At 44.7% G+C, this 10450-nt stretch carries 13 protein-coding genes and 1 pseudogene; 8 read left to right on the top strand and 6 right to left on the bottom strand.

Annotated elements, in window-relative coordinates; translation table 11 throughout:
• Window positions 1-140: 140 nt before the first annotated feature.
• The 6 genes from JGK11_RS31195 to radA all read right to left on the bottom strand — a co-directional run bounded on the left by JGK11_RS31195 (window position 141) and on the right by radA (window position 4652).
• A complete protein-coding gene (locus JGK11_RS31195; protein WP_293180327.1) occupies window positions 141-557 on the bottom strand; it encodes a TIGR02588 family protein in 417 nt (138 codons plus the stop codon).
• On the bottom strand, window positions 554-1408 hold the full coding sequence (locus JGK11_RS31190; RefSeq protein WP_293180324.1) for a TIGR02587 family membrane protein: 855 nt from the start codon (window positions 1406-1408) through the stop codon (window positions 554-556). Before JGK11_RS31190 ends, JGK11_RS31195 begins: the two co-directional genes overlap by 4 nt.
• Window positions 1409-1794: 386 nt before the next feature.
• On the bottom strand, window positions 1795-2328 hold the full coding sequence (locus JGK11_RS31185; protein WP_293180321.1) for a hypothetical protein: 534 nt from the start codon (window positions 2326-2328) through the stop codon (window positions 1795-1797).
• Window positions 2329-2706: a hypothetical protein gene (locus JGK11_RS31180; protein WP_293180318.1), complete on the bottom strand. Its 378-nt coding sequence runs from the start codon at window positions 2704-2706 to the stop codon at window positions 2329-2331.
• Window positions 2707-2819: 113 nt separating this feature from the next.
• Window positions 2820-3050, bottom strand: a complete 231-nt coding sequence (locus JGK11_RS31175) for a type II toxin-antitoxin system prevent-host-death family antitoxin (protein WP_293180315.1) — start codon at window positions 3048-3050, stop codon at window positions 2820-2822.
• Window positions 3051-3095: 45 nt separating this feature from the next.
• A complete protein-coding gene (gene radA / locus JGK11_RS31170) occupies window positions 3096-4652 on the bottom strand; it encodes a DNA repair protein RadA (RefSeq protein ID WP_293180312.1) in 1557 nt (518 codons plus the stop codon).
• A gap of 164 nt (window positions 4653-4816) precedes the next feature.
• On the opposite strand from radA, the gene rpaB reads away from it, so the two are divergent.
• The 8 genes and pseudogenes from rpaB to JGK11_RS31130 form a co-directional block, all read left to right on the top strand.
• The gene (gene rpaB, locus JGK11_RS31165; protein ID WP_071587789.1) at window positions 4817-5548 is read left to right on the top strand and encodes a response regulator transcription factor RpaB; all 732 of its coding nucleotides are present in this window, start codon (window positions 4817-4819) and stop codon (window positions 5546-5548) included.
• Window positions 5545-5670 carry a hypothetical protein gene (locus JGK11_RS31160; protein WP_293180309.1) on the top strand — a complete coding sequence of 42 codons (126 nt, stop codon included), beginning with the start codon at window positions 5545-5547 and terminating at the stop codon, window positions 5668-5670. The genes rpaB and JGK11_RS31160 overlap by 4 nt, the downstream gene beginning before the upstream one ends.
• 167 nt (window positions 5671-5837) lie before the next feature.
• Window positions 5838-6479 carry a cofactor assembly of complex C subunit B gene (locus JGK11_RS31155; protein ID WP_293180306.1) on the top strand — a complete coding sequence of 214 codons (642 nt, stop codon included), beginning with the start codon at window positions 5838-5840 and terminating at the stop codon, window positions 6477-6479.
• 141 nt (window positions 6480-6620) lie between these two features.
• Window positions 6621-6767 carry a hypothetical protein gene (locus JGK11_RS31150; RefSeq protein ID WP_293180303.1) on the top strand — a complete coding sequence of 49 codons (147 nt, stop codon included), beginning with the start codon at window positions 6621-6623 and terminating at the stop codon, window positions 6765-6767.
• Between the two features lie 252 nt (window positions 6768-7019).
• A complete protein-coding gene (locus JGK11_RS31145) occupies window positions 7020-7475 on the top strand; it encodes a pyridoxamine 5'-phosphate oxidase family protein (RefSeq protein ID WP_293180300.1) in 456 nt (151 codons plus the stop codon).
• A 53-nt stretch (window positions 7476-7528) separates the two neighbouring features.
• Window positions 7529-8491, top strand: a complete 963-nt coding sequence (locus JGK11_RS31140; protein ID WP_293214276.1) for a cation-transporting P-type ATPase — start codon at window positions 7529-7531, stop codon at window positions 8489-8491.
• Between the two features lie 99 nt (window positions 8492-8590).
• The gene (locus JGK11_RS31135) at window positions 8591-9856 is read left to right on the top strand and encodes a transposase (protein ID WP_293180293.1); all 1266 of its coding nucleotides are present in this window, start codon (window positions 8591-8593) and stop codon (window positions 9854-9856) included.
• Window positions 9857-9998: 142 nt separating this feature from the next.
• Window positions 9999-10319, top strand: a pseudogene (locus tag JGK11_RS31130) (cation-translocating P-type ATPase C-terminal domain-containing protein); the annotation flags it as partial.
• Between the last annotated feature and the right edge of the window lie 131 nt (window positions 10320-10450).

The following is a 10450-nucleotide window of genomic DNA, read 5'->3' as shown; positions in this document are numbered from 1 at the left end:
CAAAAAGGTGAGGTATGACTGACAGGTTATATAACCACTGAAACCAAGAGGGCCCAAGCCCAACAACGTCCGCGAATCTTTCTGAGAACCGCTATATCAATTGACTTTTGATATATTGAAACTCCCGAATCTGAGCTTTTTTAAGGCAATTGATAACTGCTCGATCGCACAATCAATTCACCTTGACTGGGGTTGCGGCTGAAGATAAAAGCTCCTTCTTTAGTTTCACCGCTTGACAAAAAATCAATTTGCTGATCTCCAGATTCCAAGACTTCGCCCTTGACGCGCAGTTCCGCTACAACTTGCACTGATTCTGCCGTTTCGCCGCCCGTGTTAGTAACTTTAAACGGTACGTAAAATTGCCCTTTGGTGGCGCGAATTGGCTCGTTGCGAGTCACAGAAATCACAGGAGGTTCCTGTTTTTTAGTCACCCAGTTGTAAAGTACGAGTCCGGTGATGGTAGACAGGATCGAACAGGCGATCGCAAATGTTACCCATTCAGCAAAAGTTCTTTTTTCCGGTTGTTCCATTTTACTTTCGGCATTACTGTCACTCATACCGCCAACCTCCCCGCCGCGCCGCCAACAGTCGCCGGCAATCCCAATACTAACGTATAGCCCAACCAAACAGACCAAGGGTCGTCAAAGCTGAGTTTGTGGAAGAAAAACAACATAAATGCAGAAGCCACCAGCGATACTAAATACGCCATCACAGTTTCGCTGAGGGGACGCTGAAAAATTCCTCGCTGCTGCTGGCGTTTTGCTTGAGAAGTAAAGTCGGCTGCGAATACAATACCGTAGGAAATTAGCAGCGAAGCGGCGATAATTGCTAATTGCCAAGGTGGCGAAATAGCTGCCGCTAGCATGGGAATTTCGTCAGTTGGGGCGATGTTGAAAGCAATTATCATCGCGCCAATTAAAGTAGCACCGATATCTGCTAAAGTGGGATTAATCATCGGTTCGCTGTCGCTATCTGAGCTTTGATAGCGATCGCCACTCAAGAAACCGCTTGCCAGGGCCACTCCCAAGGCAAAGGGCAAGCCTTCAAAAATGATTTTCCCCAAAGCTTGTTGCAGCGGAGTATCCGGCGTAATTTCCCGGAGCAAAAACAGGATAACAGCGGCGCAGACAATGCCAATCGCGATCGCTTCTACGGTATCGATTGCAGCATCCCGCCACCGGATGTCCTTAGTTTTGCGAAAGCCTTCAGTGCGAGTCAGCAAGAAAACGACGATAAAAGTAGTTATAATGGCGATCGACATTTGCGCTGGTTTAGTAGAGGAACCGATCCACCAAACCTCCATCGTATACAGCAGCGGAATCCCGAACAAAAATCCGCCAGATGCACCTCGAATGATATCGTTTAGTTCATTTGACCACTGATTTTTACGTCTTTTTGACTTGTTCATATTTGAGTGAAAACGCGCCTCTAAAAATTGGGAAATTAACTATTTTTTAAACATTCTCTATAATACAATATTTATGGTATTCTTTCTCTAACCCGGGACAGAGATTTTATATTATGTCATGTCCGATTACGCGCAATAAAAAAGGTTTGTAGTGAGGACTTTAGTCCTCGGAATGGATGCGGACTAAAGTCCTCACTACAAACCAATATAGCAGAATTTTCCTCTTCTGTATCAGTTGTTTCTTTCACCAGAACAATAACTCTGACTTCTTGGTTAGCTGCTAAGTATTTTAAGATGGTATCGGGAAATTCTATTTTCCCGCCCTCTGTGACTTTTGCTGGAAACTCGTAGGCTTTCGTGATTGTTATATCTGGTTTTTTACAACATTATGCAGTTTGTGATTTAGTTTCTATTTGCTTAACTTGATTCTGCAACCTTTCAACTTCATCAATTAACTGCAACACTGTAATTGCAATATCAGGTCTAACTTCAGGTTGGGCAGTATTGTCAATCTGTGACTGTGCCCACTTTTGCAGTTGCTTTAACTTTGTTAGTTTGCTAAAGACAGGATTTCCATCATGTTCAGCAATACTAGCAACTTCCTGACTAAATGCAACTAACCTAGCAAATAGTTCATCCTTCCACGAACCTGCAAAAATGCGCTGATTCACTGTATAATGTACCTGGTTAGGATCAGTGAATGTCACTTGAGGATTAGCTAAAAACTTATTATCTAAACCTTGTGATGAATCAAATGTTTCGCAAACACTATTTAATATTTGTGTGAATTGTTCCTGTTCTTCAACTGTCAGCAGACGCTCAAACAACACAGTATGAGTATGTGCAGTAATGCCATTATCTGTAGTTGTACGATTTGTAGAACGAATTTTTAAATCGTTCATGGTGTAATTGTTTTTCATTTATCCTGCTTCCTGGCAAGGTTGAAAGTCAGCTTTTTCATTTAAAAAATCAAAGGCATTAATTGAAAACCATATTTGCTGTGCGGAGAACATCACATTGGCAATTGGCTCAATTCTAGCTTCTCCTCTATCCAGCAGATAGTTTAATTCTACCACAGGCAAAGACATTTCAATAACTGTGCAGCCTAAATCGTCTAAACCTGGTGATAGGGCAGCAAAGAACCAGGCTACTTCTGGATCTAACGCAGCGTACCAACCTTGACCTAATTGTACAGGCTGAGTTTGCAAAACTAGCAAGCGATCGCCATTTAACCCGTTATTCAAAATATCCAATGCACTCTCAATATCTGTACCGTGATAGAGTGTTACGATTGCCATAACTATGACTTGAATAAGTGTGGTTATTCGCAATCGTCTCATAATGTTTGTTGCTAAACAACGATATTTTTTTTCTTTTGATCGTGTTTAGGCATGAGTGTTGAACAACAGCCTCATGATCTGTACTCCTTAAATTCTTCTAGAGGTTCGTCAAAATCATCGGACATCCAAACCATTCCTTTAGCACTCCCTGCTTGCCGATTGGGTTTAGCTTGTTTGGGAATTACTACCAATTTTACAACAGGCTGATTATCTTTACTAATGGCAACTTCTTCACCTCTCATCGCCGCTTCGATTAATTCCAGAAGTTTTTCTTTAGCCTCAACAATGTCTACTTGATACATAACTTGTGCCTCCTTAATATCAATTTACAACATCACCATTCTAACTCAATTCGATAAATCCTCTTCCTCCAAATCAACAGATTGTACTTCCATATCATCCGACTGCAACTGAGCAGGAGTAGCCGGAATCGCTGCAATAATTGCATCTATCACTCTAGCCACCGGAATAATTTCCATCCCCAAATCTGGCACGGATTGATTCTTAGGAATAATCGCCCTTTTGAAACCCAATTTCGCCGCTTCCCTTAGCCGTAACTCTAATTGCGACACCGGCCGCACTTGTCCTCCCAAACCGACTTCTCCGAGCAAAACTGTGCGCGCATCAATTACCCGATCGCGAAAACTGGCCACAACTGCGATCGCCACCCCCAAATCCGCCGCCGGTTCCTCCACCTTCAACCCGCCTACCGACGCCACAATCACATCCAATTTAGACAAAGGAATCCCCACCCTTTTCTCCAAAACAGCCAAAATTTGCTGCAATCTACTACTATCCACACCAGTAGTAGAACGGCGTGGCGCACCAAAACTTGCAGGGCTGACTAACGCCTGAATCTCCACTAAAATCGGTCGAGTTCCCTCGCAAGCAACCGTCGTCGAAGTACCCGGAGAAAATTCATCTTTATTGCCTAAAAACAACTCCGACGGATTATCTACTTCTCGCAAACCATTGGCTACCATTTCAAAAACACCGATTTCGTGAGTCGCGCCAAAACGGTTTTTCATCGATCGCAAAAGGCGATGAGAAGCAAAGCGATCGCCCTCAAAATACAGTACAGTATCTACCAAATGCTCCAAAACCCTCGGCCCCGCCAAAGATCCATCCTTAGTAACGTGACCAACCAAGAATAAAGTAATATTTTCCCTTTTTGCAACCTGCATCAAAGCAGACGTACATTCCCGTACCTGAGCTACCGAACCCGGAGCCGATGTTAAATTAGCAAAATAAATAGTTTGGATGCTATCAATCACCGCCACATTCGGTTTCAGCGCTTCCAACTCCCGCAAAACAACTTCTAAATCCGTCTCTGGAAGCAAGTAGAAATTCTCCGCTGAATTGTCCTGGGAATCCGTTTTAGCCTCCCCATTGCTATCAGATATATTTCCGCCATTGCTTGACAAATTAACCGGATTAGCCACGCCCAAACGCTGCGATCGCAATTTTACTTGCTGACCAGACTCCTCCGCACTAACATAGAGTATTCTATCCTTGCGCGCCAACATATTCGCCATCTGTAATAGCAGCGTCGATTTCCCGATTCCCGGTTCCCCGCCAATCAACACCAGCGAACCCGGAACAATCCCACCTCCCAAAACTCGATCGAGTTCCCCATAGCCAGAAGGCCAGCGAGACTGAGTTTGGTCGGAAATCTGCGATAATCTAAAAGATACCTTTGGTTGACCCTTCGACTTATCAGGAGGCGAACCGCCCACTGACTTAGTTGTCACCCCAGTCAAACCAGCCCGTGGCCCACCAGCAGTATGTGGTTCTAACTGCTCGTCAAAAGAATCCCACTTGTGACAGCTAGGACACCTGCCAAAATATTGTGGTGAATCATACCCACATTCCCGACAAATATATTGTATTCGAGGCTTAGGCATTGTTTACTATGATAAATAGTCACCCTAACATTTAGAAAAGTCTGAGTTAAAGCAATTATCAAGCTTTCAGACCGATCGCCATACACGATTCAATCTGTATATTCTATGATAGGGTACAAAAAATTAAGATTATCTGAAATGTAACTTAAGGAGTGCTCGGTAACTTGGAAAATCATAAAGAAAAAATTCTGGTAGTCGATGACGAAGCCAGTATCCGGCGCATTCTGGAGACTCGCCTTTCCATGATTGGCTACGATGTCGTCACCGCTGCTGACGGTGAAGAAGCTCTCGAAACATTTCGCAACACCGAACCCGACTTAGTAGTTTTGGACGTGATGATGCCGAAGCTCGACGGTTACGGCGTGTGTCAGGAGTTACGCAAAGAATCAGACGTACCCATCATCATGCTAACCGCTTTGGGAGACGTAGCCGATCGCATCACCGGTTTAGAATTGGGCGCCGACGATTACGTCGTCAAACCTTTCTCTCCCAAAGAGCTCGAAGCCCGCATCCGTTCGGTACTGCGCCGGGTTGACAAAAACGGCGCTTCAGGCATTCCCAGTTCTGGAGTCATCCACGTAACTAATATTAGGATTGACACCAACAAGCGCCAAGTTTATAAAGGCGACGAACGAATTCGGCTCACAGGCATGGAATTCAGCTTGTTAGAGCTGCTTGTCAGCCGTTCTGGAGAGCCTTTTTCGCGATCGGAAATTTTGCAAGAAGTTTGGGGATACACGCCAGAACGCCACGTAGACACCCGCGTTGTGGACGTTCACATCTCCCGGCTGAGGGCAAAGTTGGAAGACGACCCCAGCAATCCTGAATTAATTCTCACCGCCCGCGGCACCGGCTATCTATTCCAGCGCATTGTCGAAATTGGCGAAGTCGGTTGACAGTTGACAGTTGGCAGTTGGCAGTTGACAGTTGGCAGTTGGCAGTTGACAGTTGGCAGTTGGCAGTTGGCAGTTGGCAATTGGCAGTTGTTAAATTATCAACTACTCCTTATAAAACTTAAGCATAGGTATCCAGAAACCGGGTTTTTCAACCAAAATACTGGTTAAAACCCTCAATCTCGGTTAAAAACCCGGTTTCTTGGTGAGCGAGTGCATCAAAGCCTAAATGACAACTATCAACCATCAACTGTCAACTATCAACTGTCAACTGTCAACTATCAACTGACCAATGACAAAATCTGATCCAAATAAAGTATTGCGGCAATTACCCTTAGTTGCGGGAGGGTTAGCAGGTACGCTGCTGGTGGTCAACCGCTTACTGACAGAGCAAATTACAGACTCTCAAACTCGATCGGACGTTTTGGGAGTAATTATCAGCGCCCTGCTGATTTTAACAGGTTTGCTGTGGCAACAGGTGCAAGCGCGATCGCCCGATTCGGTACAGCTTACCGGCTCTGAAGGCTTCGAGCTGGCGCCGGATTTGCCCGATGCCGTCAAGCTAGAATTAGCCTGGGCGTCGCGTTTGCTGTTGACAAATACGGCCACAAGGGCGATCGTCATTGTATATCAAGGAAAAGTCTTATTGAGGCGCGGCATCTTAGGCATCAATCCCGAAGTCAAGCCAGGGCCAATATTGCAGCGAGTGCTCGACAAAAACAAACCAGTTTATTTAGTAAAGCTCGATATTTATCCCGGCAAAATCGAATTCGACTATTTGCCAGAAAATACCCAAGGAGTGATCTGTCAGCCGATCGGCACTCAAGGCGTATTAATATTAGGTGCTAACGCGCCGCGCAGCTATACCAAGCAAGATGAAAATTGGGTTGAAGGCATTGCCGAAAAACTAGAAAATACCCTCAACCAATTTTAGATTTTAGATTTTAGATTTTAGTTGGTAGGGTTTTGGTGTCCGCAGCTTCGGCTAGAGACAGTCGTAGGGTGCGTCAGAATACGTTATTGTCTCAATCATGGAAAAGCTATTTTCTGACGCACATTCTATCACGAGATGGCGATGGGTGGAGTTGCAGGGGTAGGTCAAATTCAGTTGTTGCAACCATTTTTTACCCTGCTGGCTTCGGCTATTTTGCTTGGTGAAACAGGCGGAGCCGATCGCCCTCGGTACAGCTTGTTTAGTTGTAGCGAGCGTAGCAGTGGGTAAAAAAGCAGCCATTAAGTAATGAGAATTAAATAACTTACAATTTAATGATTCTTGTGGGATGGGCAGGAGAACCCGTACAGAAAGGACGGGTTCTTCTGGCCTATCCCACTTTCAAGAGTGTAAATTATTTAATTTGCGTTCCTAAGCGGGCAGAAGATTTGTGAGGATCTCGACTATATCTAATGACAGATGTAAACCGTGGACTATTTCTATTGAATACTACTAATTAACTAAAACTTTAGGAAAATAGTAATGTTAGATATTGATGAAATGAGTTCAAAAGAAATACACGAACTCCTACACACAGTAGGATACGGTCATCTGGGCTGCATCCACGAAGGCAAGCCCTACGTGATACCCATGAATTATTATCTCGAAGCAGATGACATTTACCTGTTTACCACGATCGGCATGAAGACTCACGATCTTGATGCGAATCCCGAAATTTGTTTGCAGGTTGAAGAAATACGCGAGCCTCTTCATTGGCGCAGTGTTATTGTCAATGGTCGAGCTTTGCGCGTGACTGAGCAAGCAGATCTCGATCGAGTAATGCACCTCGTCAAAGAGCGCAATCCCATGCTATCACCTGCGATCAATCGCACTTGGATTGATAGTCAGGGACGTTCCGAGGCGATCGCAATTTACCGCGTCCACGAAACTGAAATCAGCGGGCGCACCACTGATGGAGTCAGCAGTAAGAAGCCATAGGAGCACTCTTGTCAACCGTGCAGCAAACTTATGAGGCAACTTGTTGACTTTTTATGGCATCTCATTCGCCTATTTGGACACTATCAACTCAGCAAGTCTACGAAACTCTTTCAACTTCCCAAAAGGGACTTTCAGAAGCAGAAACAGCAATCAGAATTAAGCATTACGGGTTTAATGAACTGCCCGAACCAGCGAAGCGATCGCTATTACTCCGCTTCACCGATCAGTTGACTCATTTCATGGCACTCTTGCTCTGGGTTGCAGGTGGACTGGCTTTTGTCTCGGGTACACCAGAACTCGGCTGGGCAGTCTGGGCTGTGATCTGGATTAATGCCGGTTTCAGTTTTTGGCAAGAATTCCAGGCAGAACAAGCGTTAACAGCACTCAATAAAATGTTGCCCGCGCGAGCCAAAGTCTATCGAGATGGGACGCTAGGTGAGATTCCCGTCAGGGAGATGGTTCCGGGAGATGTCTTGCAATTGGAAGAGGGCGATCGCATCTCTGCTGATGCCAGACTGGTTTCGGCTCAGTCTTGTTATGTCGATGTCTCGGTGCTGACTGGAGAATCGCTGCCGGTTGCCCGATCGGCGGAACCTGTAGCCACTGAAAAGATGCGTGCCTCCGAATCAAGCAATCTGGTTTTTGCGGGTTCTACCGTTGCGGCAGGGCGTGGATTAGCGGTCGTGTACGCTACAGGAACTCAGACCGAGTTTGGTCAGGTTGCCCATCTCACTACAACGGTGAAACGAGAACCCAGCACCCTGGAAGTTCAAATCAACAGCGTGGTGCACGTCATCACGGCGATCGCCCTGGGCATGGGTGTTTTGGTGTTTCTGCTGACTAACCTGTTGGTGGGTATGGAACTCAAGGAAAGCTTCATTTTTGCGATCGGGATTATTGTGGCATTTATAAAAAAACATTCGGCAAGCGGAAAACTCAGAGGCTTCAGCCCGCTCGATGTAAGCGGCACGGGTGGTTTCAACCGCCGTGAATTTTTCTTAATTCTTAACACTTGAAAGCAGAGAAAGACGTTAAAATACAAACTAAGGAGGTGAACCAGATTGCTAACAAACTATGTTTATAAGTTGCGACCCAATCAAACACAATCATCAAAAATGTCGGATTGGATAGATATGCTGCGAAGCCAGTATAATTGGTGCTTGAATGACAGAATCTGTCAGTACAATCAGCAGTTTATCCAGGGTAACTACTGTGACATCAGAACAAAAAGCGAAGCTTCACCATTGACCTGCTTCGTAAGTAAAAGTGGCGCAACCGGAAATCCTTGGAAAGATTCTAAGTTTGACTTTGAAGGTAAGCGTCGAAATCCTCGTCGAAGTGCTGGTGACATTCAGATTACAGCATTACCTGAGTTAAAAATGGCTAGACCTTGGTATAGTAGAATAGACTCAACAGTTTTACAACAGAATGTTAAACGCTTAGACATTGCCTACAAAAACTTCTTTGAAGGTAGGGGTTTTCCTAAATTCAAGAACCGCAGTAATTTTACATCTTTTACTTATGCGATGGGGGTGAAAATTAAGGGCAATAAAATCTACTTACCTAAACTGGGATGGATGCGGTTTCACAACTCTCGCTCAATCCCAAGTGGTTTTACCATCAAGGCTTGCACAGTTAGGAAACGACAGAATGATTGGTATGTTTCCGTGAGAATAGAAGATAAGTCTGTACCTGAATACAGCCCCAAAGCTCTCGGTAACAATCCCAAAGTAATCGGTTGCGACTTAGGACTCACTAAACTGGTTCATCTTTCTGATGGCTACCAAATTGAGAACCCTAGATTTTCAACCAACAAAAAAGCTAAACGTACTCTGAAAATTAGACAGAGACGGGTTAGCCGCAAAACAAAAGGCAGTAAAAACCGCAAAAAAGCAGCTATCAAAGTTAGCAGATTTCATCAAAAAATTGGTGATAAACGCCAAGCGTATCAATGGAAAACTGCGAATAAGATTGTATCTAGAAGCATTGATGCAATCGCCTTAGAAGATTTGAATATCTCTGGGATGATGCGCCGATGCAAGGTAAAAAGTGATGAGAAAACTGGGAGGTTTCTGAAGAATGGGCAATCCAGGAAAAAGGGATTGAATCGTGCTATCTCCGATGCAGGCTGGGGCGATTTAGGATTAAAGATTGAGTATCTGGCTGCAAAGCAAGGAAAAATCGTAATTAAAGTTAATCCTAAGCACTCTAGCCAAGAATGCAGAAATTGCGGTCATATCGACCAGGAAAATAGAGATGAAGAAAAGTTTATCTGTGTGGAATGTGGATATCACGAACACGCCGATATTGGTGCTGCAAAAACTATCAGAGATCGAGCTTTGAGAATGGTACGTGGGCCAGGACGCGAAACCTGGTGTTGAACACCTAAACGCCCAAAAGATATCAGCACCCTCTATGAGCAAACGTGCTGAGTTTGGGAACCTGAGCAATCAGGATATTAAGACCGCAATGTCTTAAGAATCTCAGTCGCTTCAGCGCTGAGAGTGTCAACATCAAGCCACAACTATGATGCTGGCGGCGATCGTAGCCTGCCAAATTGGAAACGTTTTCGCCTGCCGCAGTGAGCGCACTTCAATTTTTCGCTTGGGCTTCTTTAGCAACCCTTTAATCTGGTTAGGAATTGCGGTTGAGTGCGTACTGATTCTATCTATTATCTATTTCCCACCTTTACAAAAAGTCTTTGCGACTGCACCGCTATCGACCTGGCAATGGTCGCTGCTAATCGTCTGCCCACCATTAATACTAATCGCTGATGAAATACGAAAGAAAATTGTTTACAGTTCAGCTAAAAAGATTGAGGTTCTTGTGAAGAAGCCAGTTTGAACTCACATTTTGCACCATTCTCAATTACTTGTTTAGGAACAGGCAAGATGCCTGTTTCACTAAAGAGTGAATTTCTTGTGGAACAGGCATCTTGCCTGTTGCTGACAATTAGGAACAGGCAAGATGCCTGT

Source organism: Microcoleus sp. PH2017_34_RAT_O_A (genome assembly GCF_020737885.1).
In the GTDB taxonomy this organism is placed as follows: Bacteria; Cyanobacteriota; Cyanobacteriia; order Cyanobacteriales; family Microcoleaceae; genus Microcoleus.
Note: the sequence above shows the minus strand (reverse complement) of the source record. Positions and strands in the feature narration are given on the sequence as shown.

What these genes read in the sequence shown, in the direction of transcription:
- JGK11_RS31185 (WP_293180321.1), bottom strand. Translation starts at nt 2,328, where the DNA reads ATGAAAAACAATTACACCATGAACGATTTAAAAATTCGTTCTACAAAT.
- JGK11_RS31145 (WP_293180300.1), top strand. Translation starts at nt 7,020, where the DNA reads ATGTTAGATATTGATGAAATGAGTTCAAAAGAAATACACGAACTCCTA.
- JGK11_RS31175 (WP_293180315.1), bottom strand. Translation starts at nt 3,050, where the DNA reads ATGTATCAAGTAGACATTGTTGAGGCTAAAGAAAAACTTCTGGAATTA.
- JGK11_RS31195 (WP_293180327.1), bottom strand. Translation starts at nt 557, where the DNA reads ATGAGTGACAGTAATGCCGAAAGTAAAATGGAACAACCGGAAAAAAGA.
- JGK11_RS31150 (WP_293180303.1), top strand. Translation starts at nt 6,621, where the DNA reads ATGGGTGGAGTTGCAGGGGTAGGTCAAATTCAGTTGTTGCAACCATTT.
- JGK11_RS31180 (WP_293180318.1), bottom strand. Translation starts at nt 2,706, where the DNA reads ATGGCAATCGTAACACTCTATCACGGTACAGATATTGAGAGTGCATTG.
- JGK11_RS31140 (WP_293214276.1), top strand. Translation starts at nt 7,529, where the DNA reads ATGGCATCTCATTCGCCTATTTGGACACTATCAACTCAGCAAGTCTAC.
- radA (WP_293180312.1), bottom strand. Translation starts at nt 4,652, where the DNA reads ATGCCTAAGCCTCGAATACAATATATTTGTCGGGAATGTGGGTATGAT.
- JGK11_RS31135 (WP_293180293.1), top strand. Translation starts at nt 8,591, where the DNA reads ATGTCGGATTGGATAGATATGCTGCGAAGCCAGTATAATTGGTGCTTG.
- JGK11_RS31155 (WP_293180306.1), top strand. Translation starts at nt 5,838, where the DNA reads ATGACAAAATCTGATCCAAATAAAGTATTGCGGCAATTACCCTTAGTT.
- JGK11_RS31190 (WP_293180324.1), bottom strand. Translation starts at nt 1,408, where the DNA reads ATGAACAAGTCAAAAAGACGTAAAAATCAGTGGTCAAATGAACTAAAC.